The sequence below is a fragment of the Pseudomonas sp. 10B238 genome (genome assembly GCF_000970615.1).
Lineage (GTDB): Bacteria > Pseudomonadota > Gammaproteobacteria > Pseudomonadales > Pseudomonadaceae > Stutzerimonas.
Genome location: NZ_KQ033934.1, coordinates 164,756 through 181,350, shown reverse-complemented (window position 1 = coordinate 181,350; position 16,595 = coordinate 164,756). Strand labels below are relative to the sequence as shown.

General features: G+C 60.9%; 13 protein-coding genes and 2 tRNA genes. 12 read left to right on the top strand and 3 right to left on the bottom strand.

The genetic code is table 11. The features are described 5' to 3' along the window. The first annotated feature begins 11 nt into the window (after window positions 1–11). The gene (gene ftsH / locus RT21_RS13850) at window positions 12–1,841 is read left to right on the top strand and encodes an ATP-dependent zinc metalloprotease FtsH (RefSeq protein ID WP_046163178.1); all 1,830 of its coding nucleotides are present in this window, start codon (window positions 12–14) and stop codon (window positions 1,839–1,841) included. A 12-nt stretch (window positions 1,842–1,853) separates the two neighbouring features. Here ftsH and queG read toward each other — a convergent pair whose 3' ends face one another. Then, window positions 1,854–2,942 (bottom strand): tRNA epoxyqueuosine(34) reductase QueG, encoded by a 1,089-nt coding sequence (queG, locus tag RT21_RS13845; RefSeq protein WP_046163177.1) that lies wholly within the window; start codon window positions 2,940–2,942, stop codon window positions 1,854–1,856. A 193-nt stretch (window positions 2,943–3,135) separates the two neighbouring features. On the opposite strand from queG, the gene RT21_RS13840 reads away from it, so the two are divergent. From RT21_RS13840 to RT21_RS13790, 11 genes are all read left to right on the top strand, one after another. Then, window positions 3,136–4,635, top strand: a complete 1,500-nt coding sequence (locus RT21_RS13840) for a bifunctional ADP-dependent NAD(P)H-hydrate dehydratase/NAD(P)H-hydrate epimerase (RefSeq protein ID WP_046163176.1) — start codon at window positions 3,136–3,138, stop codon at window positions 4,633–4,635. Further along, the gene (gene tsaE / locus RT21_RS13835) at window positions 4,623–5,093 is read left to right on the top strand and encodes a tRNA (adenosine(37)-N6)-threonylcarbamoyltransferase complex ATPase subunit type 1 TsaE (RefSeq protein WP_045424402.1); all 471 of its coding nucleotides are present in this window, start codon (window positions 4,623–4,625) and stop codon (window positions 5,091–5,093) included. The genes RT21_RS13840 and tsaE overlap by 13 nt, the downstream gene beginning before the upstream one ends. A 17-nt stretch (window positions 5,094–5,110) precedes the next feature. Further along, window positions 5,111–6,532 (top strand): N-acetylmuramoyl-L-alanine amidase, encoded by a 1,422-nt coding sequence (locus RT21_RS13830; protein WP_046163224.1) that lies wholly within the window; start codon window positions 5,111–5,113, stop codon window positions 6,530–6,532. Next, complete coding sequence (gene mutL / locus RT21_RS13825; RefSeq protein WP_046163175.1) at window positions 6,529–8,406, top strand: DNA mismatch repair endonuclease MutL; 1,878 nt, start codon at window positions 6,529–6,531, stop codon at window positions 8,404–8,406. Before RT21_RS13830 ends, mutL begins: the two co-directional genes overlap by 4 nt. Before the next feature lie 60 nt (window positions 8,407–8,466). Further along, window positions 8,467–9,438: a tRNA (adenosine(37)-N6)-dimethylallyltransferase MiaA gene (gene miaA, locus RT21_RS13820; RefSeq protein WP_046163174.1), complete on the top strand. Its 972-nt coding sequence runs from the start codon at window positions 8,467–8,469 to the stop codon at window positions 9,436–9,438. Between the two features lie 90 nt (window positions 9,439–9,528). Further along, entirely contained in the window at window positions 9,529–9,783 is a 255-nt protein-coding gene (gene hfq, locus RT21_RS13815) for an RNA chaperone Hfq (protein ID WP_019340119.1), read from the top strand. 12 nt (window positions 9,784–9,795) lie between these two features. Continuing rightward, the gene (gene hflX / locus RT21_RS13810; RefSeq protein ID WP_045424411.1) at window positions 9,796–11,097 is read left to right on the top strand and encodes a ribosome rescue GTPase HflX; all 1,302 of its coding nucleotides are present in this window, start codon (window positions 9,796–9,798) and stop codon (window positions 11,095–11,097) included. Between the two features lie 97 nt (window positions 11,098–11,194). Next, the gene (gene hflK, locus RT21_RS13805) at window positions 11,195–12,385 is read left to right on the top strand and encodes an FtsH protease activity modulator HflK (protein WP_046163173.1); all 1,191 of its coding nucleotides are present in this window, start codon (window positions 11,195–11,197) and stop codon (window positions 12,383–12,385) included. Then, the gene (gene hflC / locus RT21_RS13800) at window positions 12,385–13,257 is read left to right on the top strand and encodes a protease modulator HflC (protein WP_046163172.1); all 873 of its coding nucleotides are present in this window, start codon (window positions 12,385–12,387) and stop codon (window positions 13,255–13,257) included. The genes hflK and hflC overlap by 1 nt, the downstream gene beginning before the upstream one ends. A gap of 282 nt (window positions 13,258–13,539) precedes the next feature. Then, on the top strand, window positions 13,540–14,727 hold the full coding sequence (locus RT21_RS13795) for an ATP phosphoribosyltransferase regulatory subunit (RefSeq protein ID WP_045424420.1): 1,188 nt from the start codon (window positions 13,540–13,542) through the stop codon (window positions 14,725–14,727). 75 nt (window positions 14,728–14,802) lie between these two features. After that, a complete protein-coding gene (locus RT21_RS13790) occupies window positions 14,803–16,098 on the top strand; it encodes an adenylosuccinate synthase (protein WP_046163171.1) in 1,296 nt (431 codons plus the stop codon). A gap of 159 nt (window positions 16,099–16,257) precedes the next feature. Here RT21_RS13790 and RT21_RS13785 read toward each other — a convergent pair. Further along, a tRNA-Leu gene (locus RT21_RS13785) sits at window positions 16,258–16,344 on the bottom strand. A gap of 102 nt (window positions 16,345–16,446) precedes the next feature. Next, window positions 16,447–16,533, bottom strand: a tRNA-Leu gene (locus RT21_RS13780). Between the last annotated feature and the right edge of the window lie 62 nt (window positions 16,534–16,595).

Sequence of the window (16,595 nt, the reverse complement as noted above, 5' to 3'; positions counted from 1 at the left end):
AGGAGAGCAGGGTGAAAGAGAAAGCCGGATTTCATGTCAGCTATTGGATGTTCGCCGTCCTGGCGTTTCTCGGCATCCAGTACCTGCTGACGGCACAGCAGGAAGTGGCGACGATCCCTTACAGCGAGTTCGAACAGCACCTCAAAGACGGACGCATCGATGAGCTGGCGATCACCGAGCGGCGTATCGAAGGGTCGTTCAAGGAACCCTTGCCCAGCGGCCAGCGACGCTTCGTCAGCAATCGCGTCGAACCGCAGCTGGCCGAGCACCTACAGCGATATCCGGTGCGCTACACCGGCAAGGTGGAAAGCACGCTGGTGCGGGACCTGCTGTCGTGGATCGTCCCGGCCGTGTTGTTCTTCGGCATCTGGCTGTTCCTCATCCGTCGCCTCGGCAGCGGCCTGGGTGGCGGCGGCATGATGCAGATCGGCAAGAGCAAGGCGCGGGTTTACGTCGAGACCGACATGAAAGTGAGCTTCGCCGACGTGGCCGGCGTCGACGAGGCCAAGGACGAGCTGAAGGAAATCATCGAATTCCTGCGTGATCCGAAAACCTACGGCCGCCTCGGCGGACGCATGCCCAAGGGCGTACTGCTGGTCGGCCCGCCTGGCACCGGCAAGACGCTGCTGGCGCGAGCCGTGGCCGGTGAGGCAAGGGTGCCGTTCTACTCCATTTCTGGCTCAGAGTTCGTCGAGATGTTCGTCGGGGTGGGCGCGGCGCGGGTACGTGACCTGTTTGAACAGGCGAGGGCCCAGGCGCCGGCAATCATCTTCATCGATGAGCTGGACGCCCTTGGCCGCGCTCGTGGCGCCGGACCAATGTCCGGCGGGCACGACGAGAAGGAGCAGACGCTCAACCAGTTGCTGGTGGAGATGGACGGTTTCGATACGTCCAGTGGGTTGGTCTTGCTGGCGGCCACCAACCGGCCGGAAATCCTCGACCCGGCATTGCTACGTGCCGGCCGGTTCGACCGTCAGGTGCTGGTGGATCGGCCGGACAAGGTCGGGCGGGTGCAAATTCTCGAGGTGCACTTGAAAAAGGCGCGGCTGGACACCGATGTCGATCCCCAGGCCATCGCCGCGCTGACGCCAGGATTCACCGGCGCCGACCTGGCCAATCTGGTCAACGAGGCGACGCTGCTGGCGACTCGGCGCAATGCCGAGGCGGTGGCCATGACAGATTTCACCGCCGCCATTGAGCGCATCGTCGCCGGTCTGGAGAAGCGCAACCGTTTGCTCAACCCGCGCGAGCGCGAAATTGTCGCGTATCACGAGATGGGCCACGCACTCGTCGCCATGGCACTGCCGGGTGTCGATCCGGTGCACAAGGTCTCGATCATCCCGCGCGGCATGGGCGCGCTGGGCTATACCATCCAGCGGCCCATCGAGGACCGCTTCCTGATGACCCGCGAGGAGCTCGAAAACAAGATGGCCGTGCTGCTCGGCGGGCGCGCAGCGGAGTGGCTGGTGTTCGCCCACCTGTCCACCGGTGCGGCGGACGACCTGGCCAAGGTCACCGATATTGCCCGGGCCATGGTCACCCGCTACGGCATGTCCCGGCGGCTCGGGCACATGGTGTTGGAGCGCGAGCCCAATTCTTTCCTCGGCAACGAAGCGATGCTCGGCCTCAAGCCGCAGCATGATTACGCGGAAAGTACCGCCACGGCCATCGACGAGGAAGTACAGGAACTGGTGCAGGCATCCTTCCAACGCAGCCTGACGCTGCTCGAAGCGCGCCGAGAGCTGCTGGAGCGCAGTGCTCAGCGACTGCTGCAGCAGGAAACCCTGGACGGGGAGGCGTTGCTTGAATTGAGTGCCGCCACAGTGGTTGCTCCGGCGTAACCTGTGTGCCGGCTACCCGGTATGCGGGTGAGCCGAAGGCCGTTGCTCATGCTGCGCCAGCGCCCATTGGACATGCTCGCGCACCAGCTCAGAGGGGTCGTCGCGGCGCGCCTGCAGGGCTTCGAGCACCGGAATGCTCGACGGCGCGTTGCCCAGCCCCACGGCGAGATTGCGCAGCCAGCTCTGATAGCCGGTGCGGCGCAGGGGCGAACCCTCGGTGCGGCTGAGAAACTCTTCTTCGGTCCAGCGGAACAGTGACGCCAAGTCGGCATTGTCGAGGCTGTGGCGGGGCTGGAAGTCGGTCTGCTGGGTCGGCTTGGCGAAGCGATTCCAGGGGCAGACGATCTGGCAGTCATCGCAGCCGAACACGCGGTTACCGATCTTCGACCGTAGCTCGACGGGGATCGGACCTTTCAGCTCGATGGTCAGGTAGGAAATGCATTTGCGCGCATCCAGCACCCGTTCGCCGACGAACGCATCCGTTGGGCAAACGTCCAGACAAGCATGGCAACTGCCGCAGTGGTCGCGATCGGTTGGCTCGTCGACGGGGAGGGCGATGTCGACAAACAACTCGCCGAGAAAGAACCAACTGCCCGCCTTGCGGTTGAGAACCAGGGTGTTCTTGCCGATCCAGCCGAGGCCGGCCTGCTGCGCCACCGCCTTTTCCAACACTGGCGCGCTGTCGACGAAGGCGCGAAAGCCGAACGGGCCGATCACGTGCTGGATGCGCTCGGCCAGCTGTTGCAGGCGTTTGCGGATCAGTTTGTGATAGTCCCGGCCTAGCGCGTAGCGCGACACATAGGCTTTTTCGGGCTGCGCCAGTTGCTCGGTCATGCGGGTGTCGCCGGGCAGGTAGTCCATGCGCAACGAGATCACCCTTAACGTGCCTGGCACCAGTTGCTCCGGGTGGGAACGTTTGCTGCCATGGGCAGCCATATAGTCCATCTCGCCCTGATAGCCGGCCGCTAGCCAGCGCTCGAGGTGCGCTTCATGCTCTCCGAGATCGACGCCAGTAATGCCGACCTGCTGAAAGCCGAGCTCGCGGCCCCACTCCTTGATGGAGTCGGCAAGAGCGGCTGGGTCGAGGGTGGTGCTGGACATGGCGTAGAGTCGTCGGCGTTGCGGCAATGTAAGGGCGGGCTGCGGTTTTGGCCTGGCGAACCGGCAGCTGTTAAACCCGCCGCGCGGCTCGCTCTCGGGCGGCAATCTTTTCTATCAATCCGCCGCCGACTCGCCACGGGCGGCCGGGCAGGCGCATGCGTATAATTCTGCCAGATATTCGCACGGGTGATTCATGTCCCAGACCACCGATACACTTCCCAGTCGTCTCTACTCTGCCGCTCAGGTACGTGAGCTCGACGCCCGGCTGATCGCGGCGGGGACGCCTGGTTTCGACCTTATGCTGCGTGCCGCCCATGCCGCCTGGCGCGCATTGCGCCGACGTTGGCCGGACGTTGAGGAAATCACCGTGTTGGCCGGGCGCGGTAACAACGCCGGGGATGGGTATCTGATCGCAGCGCTGGCGCAGCGTGCCGGTCGTCAGGTTCGGGTCATTGCAGTCGGCGATCCTCTGCAATTACAGGGCGATGCCGCACAGGCCTTTGCTGAAGCCCGGGCAGCCGGTGTCAGCGTGACGCCTTGGACGTCCGATGCCGATCTGCGCGGTGTGCTGGTCGATGCGCTGCTAGGCACTGGAATCACCGGAGAGGTTCGCGAACCCTACGCGAGCGTCATTCGCGCAATGAACGACAGCGCGCTGCCGATCCTTGCGGTCGACCTACCGTCGGGGCTGTGTGCCGACACGGGGCATCTGCTCGGGGAGGTTGTGCGGGCCGAGCTGACTGTGACCTTTATCGGCCTCAAACTCGGTCTATTTACTGGCCAGGGTCCGGATCGAATCGGAACGCTGATATTCGATGATCTGCAGGCCGATGCGCAGGTCATCGACCAGATCGAGCTGTCCGCCTTGCGCTTGTGCGAGGCGAACTTGCCGACCCTCGCACCCCGGTCGCCAACTGCTCATAAAGGAAGCTTTGGTCAGGTGCTGGTCATCGGCGGCGATCTCGGTACCGGCGGCGCCGCGTTGCTCAGTGCCGAAGCTGCACTGCGCTGTGGTGCCGGCATGGTGACCCTGGCGACACGCCCGGAACATGTCACCGCCTCGCTGGTGCGGCGCCCGGAAATCATGTGCAGCGGCGTCGAGTCGACTTATGCATTGACGGCACTGGCCCAGCGGGCCGATGTTCTGGTGATCGGGCCAGGTCTGGGGCAGACCCCGTGGGGGCGCAGCTTGCTGTCGCTGGCACCGCAATGTCACGTTCCGCAGGTGTGGGACGCCGATGCGTTGAATCTGCTAGCAGCCGGCGCGGTGGACCTTCCTAGCGATTGCTTACTCACACCGCATCCCGGTGAGGCCGCACGATTGTTGGAAATCTCCGTGGCCGAGGTGCAGGCCGATCGGCCAGCCGCCGCGCGCGCTCTTGCTGCGCGCTTCGGTTGTGCCGTACTGCTCAAGGGCGTTGGAACCCTGATCGCCGACCGCGACGGCCGGCTTGCACTGTGTGATCGCGGGCATCCAGCTATGGCCAGCGCGGGGCTCGGCGATGTGTTGGCGGGAGTAGCTGGTGCATTGCTGGCGCAGGGGCTGGCGCCTTTCGAGGCGGCCTGTCTTGCTGTCTGGCTGCATGCGGTGGCGGGTGAGCGTCTTGGTGCCGCAGGCCGAGGGCTGGTTGCCGCCGATCTGATCCCGATGGTCCGCCAGTTACTCGAGGAGCATTCGCCATGTCTGACGTAACGCTGTTTGCTGCCGACGAAGATGCCATGCTGTTGCTGGGCGCGCGCATCGCTCAGGCAACCGGCGGTCGGGGCGTGATTTATCTGCACGGCGACCTCGGCGCTGGTAAGACCACACTGTCGCGCGGGTTGATTCGTGGGCTTGGGCATGAGGGCAAGGTCAAGAGCCCGACCTTTACGCTGGTCGAACCCTATGAAACCCCGGCTGCACGAGTGTTCCATTTCGACCTTTATCGTCTTGTCGACCCGGAAGAACTGGAATTTCTGGGCATTCGCGACTATTTCGAAGGGGACGCTCTGTGCCTGGTAGAGTGGCCGGAACGTGGCGCCGGCATTTTGCCAAAGGCTGACCTGGACATTACCATTACGCCGCACGGGGCCGGTCGTATGCTGCGCCTGACGCCACGAGGCGAGCGCGGTGAAGGCTGGTGTTCCATCCTGACCGTTGGCAATCAATGAACATCATGGGGTTGGGTATGCGCATGCGCGCGCTGGTTAGTGGTTTGGCATTGATGCTCGCGGCCATGCAGGTCCTGGCGGCTTCCGACGTCCAGAGCGTCCGTCTGTGGCGAGCGCCTGACAACACGCGGTTGGTCTTTGACCTGTCCGGTCCGGTCCAGCATAAGGTGTTCACTCTGACGGCTCCGGATCGCATCGTCATCGACGTCGATGGCGCCAATCTGGCCAAGCCATTCGATCAACTGCCGCTGCAGAACACGCCCATTTCTGGATTGCGCGCAGCGAAATACGACGCCGACACCTTGCGGGTGGTAATCGACCTGAGCGCCGAGGTTTCGCCAAAGAGCTTTACGCTCACGCCGAACCAGCAATACGGCCATCGTTTGGTTGTCGACCTGTTCGACAATGCCGCCGATGCGGCAGCGGCATCCACTGCCAACGTTCCGGCGACCGCCACGCCGAGTACCCCGACTGCACCCGTTTCGCCGACCCTGTCGGCGATCAAGTTGCCTCCACTGCCAAGCAGCAAGCGCGATATCGTCGTGGCGATCGACGCAGGGCATGGCGGAGAAGATCCGGGCGCTATCGGTCCGGGCAAGATATACGAAAAAACCGTCGTGCTGGCTCTTGCCAAGGAGCTGCAGCGCCAGATCAACGCCGACAAGGGCTTTCGCGCCGAGTTGGTGCGCACCGGTGATTACTTTATCCCCTTGCGTAAACGCACCGAGATTGCCCGCAAGAAGGGCGCGGACCTGTTCGTCTCCATTCATGCCGATGCGGCGCCGCGGTCGTCAGCCTATGGTGCTTCGGTGTTTGCATTGTCGGATCGCGGCGCGACATCGGAAACTGCGCGTTGGCTGGCCGACAGCGAAAACCGGTCTGACCTGATTGGCGGCGCCGGCAATGTGAGCCTCGGCGACAAGGACCAGATGCTAGCCGGCGTGTTGCTGGACCTGTCGATGACTGCCTCGTTGTCTTCCAGTCTCAACGTCGGACAAAAGGTGCTGAGCAACATGGGCCGAATCACGCCTCTGCACAAACGCCGCGTTGAGCAGGCCGGGTTCATGGTGCTGAAATCACCCGACATCCCTTCGATCTTGGTGGAGACCGGATTCATTTCCAATCCATCCGAGGCGCGCAAACTACAGACTGCGGCCCATCAGCAGGCGCTCGCGCGTTCCATCCATAGTGGGGTGCGACAGTTCTTCCATGAAAATCCCCCGCCCGGCACCTACGTTGCCTGGATGCGCGACTCCGGCAAGATTGCCAGCGTGGCTCGCGAGCATGTCGTCCGTTCTGGCGAAAGCCTGGCGCTGCTTGCCGAGCGCTATCAGATCAGTCTGCCTGCGTTGCGCAGCGCCAATAGTCTGAAAAGCGACGTGATCAAAGTTGGCCAAACGCTGAACATTCCCGCTACCACGCTGGCCTCGCAGCCATGATCGAGGCAGCGCGCATCCAGCTGCTGAGTCCGCGGCTGGCGAACCAGATTGCTGCGGGTGAAGTGGTCGAGCGGCCAGCTTCGGTGATCAAGGAGCTGCTGGAAAACAGCCTCGACTCCGGTGCCACCCGTATTGAAGTGGACGTTGAACAAGGCGGGATAAAGCTGCTGCGGGTGCGCGATGATGGTTGTGGTATTCCAGCCGATGACTTGCCGCTGGCCCTGGCTCGGCATGCGACCAGCAAGATCCGTGACCTGGAAGACCTTGAACGTGTCATGAGCCTGGGTTTTCGGGGCGAGGCGCTGGCGTCGATCAGTTCGGTCTCCCGATTAACGCTGACTTCGCGTACGGCTGATGCTGCCGAGGCCTGGCAGGTCGAGACCGAAGGTCGGGACATGGAGGCGCGCGTTCAGCCGGCTGCCCATCCGGTCGGAACCTCGGTCGAGGTGCGCGACCTGTTCTTCAACACGCCTGCACGTCGTAAGTTCTTGCGCACTGAAAAGACTGAGTTCGACCACTTGCAGGAAGTGATCAAGCGGCTGGCACTGGCCCGGTTCGATGTCGCCTTCCATCTTCGCCACAACGGGAAGGTGGTGCTTGCGCTGCATCCGGCCAGTGATCCTGCGTCTCGGGGGCGCCGCGTCGCGTCGGTGTGCGGCCCCGCCTTTCTGGAACAGGCGTTGCCGGTCAAGATTGAGCGCACCGGTCTGCATCTTTGGGGCTGGGTCGGTTTGCCGACGTTTTCCCGTAGCCAGGCGGATCTGCAATATTTCTATGTGAATGGACGCATGGTGCGCGACAAACTGGTCGCCCATGCAGTGCGGCAAGCTTACCGCGACGTGTTGTTCAATGGTCGGCACCCGACCTTCGTGTTGTTCCTCGATGTGGACCCAGCAGTGGTGGACGTCAATGTCCATCCGACCAAGCATGAGGTTCGCTTTCGCGACAATCGCATGGTGCATGATTTCCTCTACGGCACCTTGCACCGCGCGCTCGGCGATGTCCGTCCTGAGGATCAGCTGGCTGCGCCAGCCAGCGTGGCGCCGGTAACCACGGTCTCTGGTCGTGATGCTGGAGAATTCGCCGGACAGAACGAAATGAGCCTCGCTGCCAGCGCGCTGGATCAGCCAGCGGCAGCACAGCCTGCCTGGCGCGGTGCCGGCGCTGGCTATCAGGCGCCTCGGCCGATGCCGACTGGCAGCGTTGCAGAAGCGCAGGGTGCCTACCGTGAGTTCTTCTCGCCATTGGCAGACGTGACTGCTGCGGCCTTGCCGGAAAGCCGGGATGACGTGCCGCCGCTTGGCTACGCACTGGCTCAGCTCAAGGGTATCTACATTCTCGCCGAAAATGCCCAAGGTCTGGTCCTGGTGGACATGCACGCCGCCCACGAGCGGATCATGTACGAGCGGCTGAAAACGGCAATGGCCAGCGAAGGTCTGCGTGGTCAACCGTTACTGGTACCGGAATCGATCGCCGTCAGTCAGCGTGAAGCAGATTGTGCCGAAGAACATGCACAGTGGTTCCAAAGGCTTGGTTTTGAGTTGCAGCGGCTGGGTCCTGAAAGTCTGGCGATCCGCCAGGTTCCCTCCCTGCTCAAGCAGGCCGAAGCGACCCGGTTGGTGCAGGACGTGTTGGCCGACCTGCTTGAATACGGCACTAGCGACCGAATTCAGGCGCACCTCAACGAGCTGCTTGGCACTATGGCATGCCACGGTGCGGTGCGTGCAAACCGACGCCTTACCGTGCCGGAGATGAACGGCCTATTGCGTGACATGGAGCAGACCGAGCGCAGTGGCCAGTGCAATCACGGTCGCCCTACCTGGACCCAGCTGGGCATGGCCGACCTGGATAAGCTCTTCCTCCGAGGGCGATAGTTGGTCTGCCCGGCTCGCCGGGGCCAGCCGTCGCCCGCGATACCTTTGTATGAGCATTCAATGTCCCGACTACCTCCTGCGATCTTTCTCATGGGTCCGACCGCTGCCGGCAAGACGGACCTGGCAATCGAGCTTGCTCGGACCTTGCCATGTGACCTGATCAGTGTCGATTCCGCCTTGGTTTACCGTGACATGGACATCGGCACTGCCAAGCCTTCACCCGAACTGTTGGATGCCTTCCCGCATCGTTTAATCGATATCAGAGACCCTGTGCAGAGTTACTCGGCTGCTGAGTTTCTGGCTGACGCCCTGGTGGCCATGGCGCAGAGCACCGAAGCAGGACGCGTTCCGCTACTCGTGGGCGGCACCATGCTTTACTTCAAGGCATTGCTCGAAGGGCTTGCGGATATGCCCGCCGCTGATGCTGAGGTGCGTGCGGCGCTCGAAGCACAAGTGCAGGCGGAAGGCGCGGCGGCGCTGCATCGCGAGCTCAGCGAAGTCGATCCTGTATCAGCCGCTCGGATCCACCCGAACGATCCGCAGCGTCTGATCAGGGCGCTTGAGGTCTATCGGGTCAGTGGTATAAGCATGACCGAGCATCGCTCCCGGCAAACCGCTCAAAAAGCCGGAGCCGGCACGCCAGACGGCTGCGTCTTGCCTTATACTGTTGCGCAGTTATCCATAGCGCCTGCGCAGCGGCAGGTCTTGCACCAGCGTATCGAGCGGCGTTTCGTTCAGATGGTTGAACAGGGCTTTGTCGCAGAGGTCGAATCTCTTCGCAGGCGCCCAGATCTGCATGCCGAGCTGCCGTCCATGCGGGCGGTTGGCTATCGTCAGGTTTGGCGCTATTTGGACGGTGAGTACTCTGCGCAGGAAATGGTTGAGCGTGGTGTGATCGCTACCCGGCAACTGGCCAAGCGTCAGCTCACTTGGTTGAGGGGATGGGAGGGGGCTCACTGGCTGGAAAGTTCGGCCTGTGACAATCTGCCGCGAGCATTGAAATACTTGGATAGGCTCGCCATATTGAGCTGACACTGCTATTTGACCGGCTATTCTCAATCATCGATCGGCCGTGTTCGATTTCGAATAATTAATGAAAAGATCCTCTAAGGAGTGCGGCACATGTCAAAAGGGCATTCGCTACAAGACCCTTACCTGAACACCCTGCGTAAGGAGCGCGTTCCGGTTTCGATCTACTTGGTCAACGGTATCAAGCTTCAGGGCCAGATCGAGTCATTCGATCAATTCGTCATTTTGTTGAAGAACACGGTTAGTCAGATGGTGTACAAGCATGCCATCTCGACTGTCGTTCCTGGCCGTCCGGTGCGCCTGCCTGCTGCTGGCGACGCTGAACAGTCTGAGTCGGGTAACGAATAAAGGGAGCTTTCATTGTTCTTCGAACGTCCCGGTGGTGGTGAGCGGGCTATCCTGGTTCATCTGGATGCTCAGGATCCAGCGGCGCGTGAAGACCCCCAAGAGTTTCGTGAGCTGGCGCGGTCAGCTGGCGCCGAAACAGTTGGCTTCGTCAATGTTGCCAGGCATCAACCTTCCGCCAAGTTTCTGATCGGCAGCGGCAAAGTCGAAGAGCTGCATGACCTTGTCAAGGACGGCGAGGTCGAGCTGGTCATTTTCAACCACACCCTGACGCCCAGCCAAGAGCGCAACCTCGAGCGAGCGCTCGAATGTCGTGTGCTTGATCGGACCGGACTGATTCTGGATATCTTTGCTCAGCGCGCGCGTACGCACGAAGGCAAGCTGCAGGTTGAGCTGGCTCAGCTGGATCACATGAGCACGCGGCTGGTGCGGGGCTGGACTCACCTTGAGCGGCAGAAGGGTGGTATAGGCTTGCGCGGCCCGGGCGAGACACAGCTTGAAACTGACAGGCGCTTGCTGCGTGTGCGTATTCGCCAGATCAAGCAGCGGCTGGAAAAGGTTCGTAGTCAGCGTGAGCAGGCTCGCCGGGGCCGCCGACGTGCTGATATTCCGCTTATATCCCTGGTGGGCTATACCAACGCTGGTAAGTCCACCCTTTTCAATGCTTTGACCGAATCCGAGGTTTACGCCGCTAACCAGCTTTTCGCTACGCTGGATCCAACCCTGCGTCGTCTGGATCTGGATGACCTTGGACCTGTGGTGATTGCTGATACGGTGGGCTTCATCCGTCATTTGCCGCACAAGTTGGTCGAATCGTTCCGGGCCACACTGGAAGAGTCGAGCAATGCTGATCTGCTGCTACATGTCATCGATGCTCACGAGCCCGAGCGCGATCAGCAGATCGAACAGGTGCTGGCGGTGTTGACCGAGATTGGCGCGCACGAGCTGCCGATATTGGAGGTCTACAACAAGGTGGATCTGCTCGAAGGCATCGAGCCCCAGATCCAGCGCAATGCTGATGGCGTACCGCAGCGGGTCTGGGTCTCGGCACAGCAAGGGTTGGGCTTGGATCTGTTGAAGCAGGCCATTGCCGAACTGCTCGGTAACGATCTCTTCGTTGGGACGCTTCGGTTGCCGCAGCAGCTTGGTCGCATGCGTGCGCAGTTGTTCGATCTAGGGGCGGTGCAGTCCGAGGTCCATGATGACGACGGTGTCAGTCTGCTTGACGTGCGTTTGCAGCGTGTCGAACTGCATCGTCTTATCAGTCGCGCGGGCCTTGAGGCGGAGCAGTTTTTCGAGCAACACACTTTGCAATAAAGCTCGGGGGGCTTTTAAGCCGTTCGTTCCGGGCTTTCGGTAGCATTGGTGGACGCGCCGCTGGCGCGTCTTTAGCTTTATTTGAATGGAGAGCGCTATGGCTTGGAATGAGCCGGGTGGCAACTCGAACAACCAGGATCCCTGGGGTAGCGGTGGCGGCGGTGGTCGTCGCGGCGGTGGCGGTGGCGATCAGAAAGGTCCACCGGACCTGGATGAGGCTTTCCGTAAATTGCAGGACAGCCTCAATGGCATGTTCGGCGGCAAGAAGCGCAGTGGCGGATCATCGGGTGGCGGTGCTGGTCGCCGTGGCGGGTTCGCGCTGGTCTGGATTGGTCTGGTCGTGTTGCTGGCCGTCTGGCTGTTCAATGCTATCTATATCGTGGACGAGCAAGAGCAGGCCGTGGTTTTGCGCTTCGGCAAGTATCACGAGACCGTGGGGCCGGGTCTGAACATCTATTTCCCGCCGTTTGATAAGAAGTTCCAGGCAAACGTCACACGGGAACGCTCCTACAGCAAGCAAGGGCAGATGCTTACCGAGGACGAGAACATCATTGAAGTGCCTCTGACCGTGCAATACAAAGTCAGTGACCTTCAAGCATTTGTCCTGAATGTCGAAGATCCGGAAGCGTCCCTGCAGCATGCGACTGACAGTGCTGTACGTCACGTAGTCGGCTCGACGGCGATGGACCAGGTCCTGACCGAAGGGCGTGAGGCGATGGCGGCTGAGGTTAAGGAGCGCCTGCAGCGGTTTCTTGACAACTACGGTACGGGCATCATCGTGACTCAGGTGAACCTGCAAAGCGCAGCGGCGCCGCGTGAGGTGCAGGAAGCGTTTGATGACGTTATCCGTGCCCGAGAAGATGAGCAGCGCGAGAAGAATCAGGCCGAGTCTTACGCCAACGGTGTGATCCCTGAGGCGCGCGGTCAGGCTCAGCGCATGCTGGAGGAAGCCAGTGGTTATCGTGACGCGGTGATCTCACGCGCCCAGGGTGAGGCGGATCGCTTCTCCAAGCTGGTGGCCGAGTATCGAAAGGCGCCAGATGTGACGCGTGAGCGCCTGTATCTGGAAACCATGCAAGAGCTCATGAGCAATACCAGCAAGGTGCTCGTGACTGGCGAACAGGGTCAAAACAACCTGCTCTATCTGCCGCTGGACAAGATGATCAATAGTCGCGGCGCTGCTTCTGGACAGTCCCCTGCGGCGTCTGCGTCAGGCGCTTCGACGCAGACAACGAGGCTGCCTCCGGAGCTGGATCCGCGTGAAGTGCGTACAAGGGAGGTCCGCTAATGAGCAATAAATCCCTGACCGCACTCATTGTGGGTGTGGTGCTGGCGATCGTGGCGTGGAACAGCTTTTACATCGTGTCCCAGACAGAGCGAGCGGTATTGCTGCGATTCGGTCGTATCGTTGAACCCGACGTAAAGCCGGGCATGCACCTGAAAATCCCTTACGTCAACAGTGTGCGCAAGTTCGATGCGCGTTTGATGACGCTGGATACGACGACGTCGCGCTTCCTGACGCTGGAGAAGAAAGCGTTGATGGTTGACTCCTACGCCAAATGGCGTGTTGACGATGCTGAGCGCTTTTATACGGCGACTTCAGGCATGAAGCAGATTGCAGATGAGCGACTCGCGCGCCGTCTCGAAGCTGCGCTGCGAGATCAGTTCGGTAAGCGGACGTTGCACGAGTCTGTTTCCGGTCAGCGCGACGAGCTGATGAGTCTGGTGACCAATAGTCTGAATCGTGCTGCGCAGCAGGAACTCGGGATTGAGGTGGTGGATGTCCGAGTCAAGGGCATTGACCTCCCGCGCGAAGTGAACCGTAGCGTGTTCGAGCGAATGAGCTCTGAGCGCGAACGTGAAGCACGGGAGCATCGCGCTAAAGGTAAGGAGCTGGCTGAAGGCATTCGTGCCGATGCTGACCGGCAGCGTCGAGTGCTATTGGCTGAGGCGTTCCGTGAGGCCGAAGAGTTGCGCGGTGACGGCGATGCGCAGGCGGCGGCCATCTATGCTGCGGCGTATGGGCAGGATCGGGAGTTCTATTCCTTCCATCGCAGCCTCCAAGCCTACCGAGAGAGCTTCGCCAACAAGGAAGATGTTCTGGTGCTAGATCCCAATAGCGATTTCTTCCGTTATCTGGAATCCGCAACAGCGCAGTGACTGCTGAAGGGTTGTCCGGCGGGCTGAGTGCAGTCCGCCGGGTGACCCGTTGGCGAAACGTTGTTATGATCCGCGAGCCGGGAAAGCCCGGCTTTTTTGCGTCTGCGCCCCGGAGGCAGCAGGCTGATCCGGGCATGGCCAGCCATGCCGATCCCCTTGGCGGGGCGTGGCGCTGTCGCCATGGTTCCAACACAATCGCACGCGACCGATGGGCGGCTCAGGCTGTCGCCCCGGCGTTCGTCTGCTTGACTAGGCTTGCCGTATCGAGAGGTGATTGGCGAAATGGCAACGATAGACCGCTGGCTTCTGCCAGATGGCATTGAAGAGGTGCTGCCGCCCGAAGCGGCGCGTATCGAAACTGCACGGCGTCGTGTGCTGGATCTTTTCCAGTGCTGGGGCTACGAGTTGGTTATTACCCCTCATGTGGAGTTTCTCGAGTCGCTCCTGATTGGCGCGGGGCAGGACCTTGATCTTAAGACCTTTAAGGTTGTCGATCCGTTGTCAGGTCGGCAGATGGGCTTGCGAGCGGACATCACGCCGCAAGTGGCGCGGGTGGATGCTCATACGTTGCGCCGCGAAGGGCCCAGCCGCCTGTGCTATGCCGGCAGCGTCCTGCATGCCAAGCCACAGGCCCTCGCCACGTCGCGAAGCCCGATTCAGCTGGGCGCCGAACTATATGGGGACAGCAGCACGTCCAGCGATCTTGAAGTGATCAGCTTGATGCTGGAAACCCTCATTCTCGCCGATGTGCCGGACCTACACATGGATCTCGGTCATGTGGGGATCTATCGCGGATTGGCGCGCGCCGCCGGTCTCTCTGGAGACGCAGAGCAGCGCCTCTTCGATGCCTTGCAGCGTAAGGCGATGGACGAGATCGCAGCGCTGACCGCCGACGTCGAGCCCGCCTTGGCGAGCATGTTGCGCGCATTAGCGCGGCTCTGTGGTGGTCGCGAGACGCTTGACGCTGCTCGCGAGGTGCTTGCCGGTGCGCCTGCTCCGGTTCTTCAATCGCTCGATGGTTTGGCGCATATCGCCGAACAGTTGGCGATGCGGTATCCCGAGCTGCCGTTGTATTTCGATCTTGGTGAGCTGCGCGGCTATCACTACCACACTGGTGTCGTCTTCGCGGTATTCGTCCCGGGCGTCGGCCAGTCGATCGCTCAGGGTGGGCGTTATGACGACATTGGTGCTGATTTTGGGCGGGCGCGTCCGGCGACCGGCTTTTCGACGGACCTAAAGACGCTGGTCAGGCTGGGCAATGCCGAGCTCGTTGGCCCATCGGCCGGTGTCTGGGCGCCATACAGCACCGATCCGGCTTTATGGCAGGCAATCCGTCGGCTGCGTGAGCAGGGTGAGCGGGTAGTGCAGGCCTTGGACGGGCAGCAGGGCGACGCCGCGCCAGGTGTTGGCTGTGACCGGCAGCTACTGTTGCAAGAGGGTTCCTGGGTTGTAACGCCGCTGGTCCGCTGATGCGGCCGCGTCAGACAGGTTTTTCTGATTTTCGCCGGTCATAACCGGTAATGCTTCGCCAAGAGGACAAGGTTTATGGGTAAGAATGTCGTGGTCCTGGGCACCCAGTGGGGTGATGAGGGCAAGGGCAAGATCGTTGATCTGCTGACCGACCAGGCTGCGGCCGTGGTGCGTTTCCAGGGCGGTCACAATGCTGGTCACACGCTGGTCATCGATGGCGAAAAAACTGTGCTGCATCTGATTCCGTCCGGAATTCTGCGTGAGAACGTACAGTGCCTCATCGGTAATGGCGTGGTCGTGGCGCCGGATGCCCTGATGCGTGAAATCACCAAGCTCGAAGAAAAGGGTGTCCCTGTTCGTGAGCGCCTGCGCATCAGTCCAGCCTGTACTCTCATTCTGCCGTATCACGTCGCTCTGGATCAGGCGCGTGAAGCTTCGCGTTCCGAAGGCAAGATCGGTACTACGGGTCGTGGCATTGGGCCGGCCTATGAAGACAAGGTTGCCCGTCGTGGTTTGCGCATCGGCGACTTGTTCAACCCTGAGCGTTTCACGGTCAAATTGCGTGAACTGCTCGAATATCACAACTTCATCTTGCAGAATTTCTACAAGGTCGAGCCTGTCGATTTCCAGAAGACGCTCGATGAGGCGCTGGGCTACGCCGATATCCTCCGGCCGATGATGACGGACGTCTCGGCGCGACTGCATGAGTTGCGCAAGCAGGGTGCGCGCATCATGTTCGAGGGTGCGCAGGGTTCGTTGCTCGACATCGATCATGGCACCTACCCCTATGTCACCAGCTCCAGCACCACGGCGGGGGGCACTGCCACTGGTTCCGGTTTTGGTCCGCTATATCTGGACTACATCCTCGGCATTACAAAGGCCTACACCACGCGCGTCGGGTCCGGCCCTTTCCCCACTGAGCTGTTCGATGAGGTGGGTGCTCGTCTGGCTGAGCGTGGCCATGAGTTCGGCTCGACCACTGGTCGCGCCCGTCGCTGCGGTTGGTTCGATGCGGTCATCCTGCGCCGCGCAATCGAGATCAACAGTGTCTCAGGTATCTGTCTGACCAAGCTGGATGTACTGGACGGCCTGGAAACCATCCGTATCTGCGTCGCTTACAAGGACCGTGATGGGGAGGTGCTGGTTGATGCGCCGACCGACGCGGACAGTTATCAGGGCTTGCAGCCAGTATACGAAGAGCTGCCTGGCTGGAATGAATCCACCGTCGGGGTCAAGTCGCTCGAGGCTCTGCCGGCTAATGCGCGTGCTTACATCAAGCGTATCGAGGAGCTTGTCGAGGCGCCGGTCGATATCATTTCCACCGGGCCGGACCGCAACGAGACCATCGTGCTGCGTCATCCCTACGCCTGATCACTGGCGTGAAATACAAAGACCGCCCTGGGGCGGTCTTTCTTTTGTGCGCGGCAGTCTAAATGTTGGCCGTGTGATTATGTTAGCGGGGCTGTTGCGTGTGTTGAGCCTAAGCAGAAACGAAAAAACCGAGCCAGTGGCTCGGTTTTTTCTGAAGAGTGGTGCCCAGGAGAAGACTCGAACTTCCACGATGTTGCCATCGCTAGGACCTGAACCTAGTGCGTCTACCAATTCCGCCACCTGGGCACATTGCGATGATTGCTCACCGACTTATGTCTATTGTTGGTCAAGGTCGACAAACCTTGTGTATATGAAACACTCGCTGTCGCAAGTGTCTCATCGGATAAATGGTGCCCAGGAGAAGACTCGAACTTCCACGGTGTTGCCACCGCTAGGACCTGAACCTAGTGCGTCTACCAATTCCGCCACCTGGGCACTGCAAACGATGATACTTCGTCGTTTCCGTGTTACAACGTCTACCAGACATTGTGGGCGCG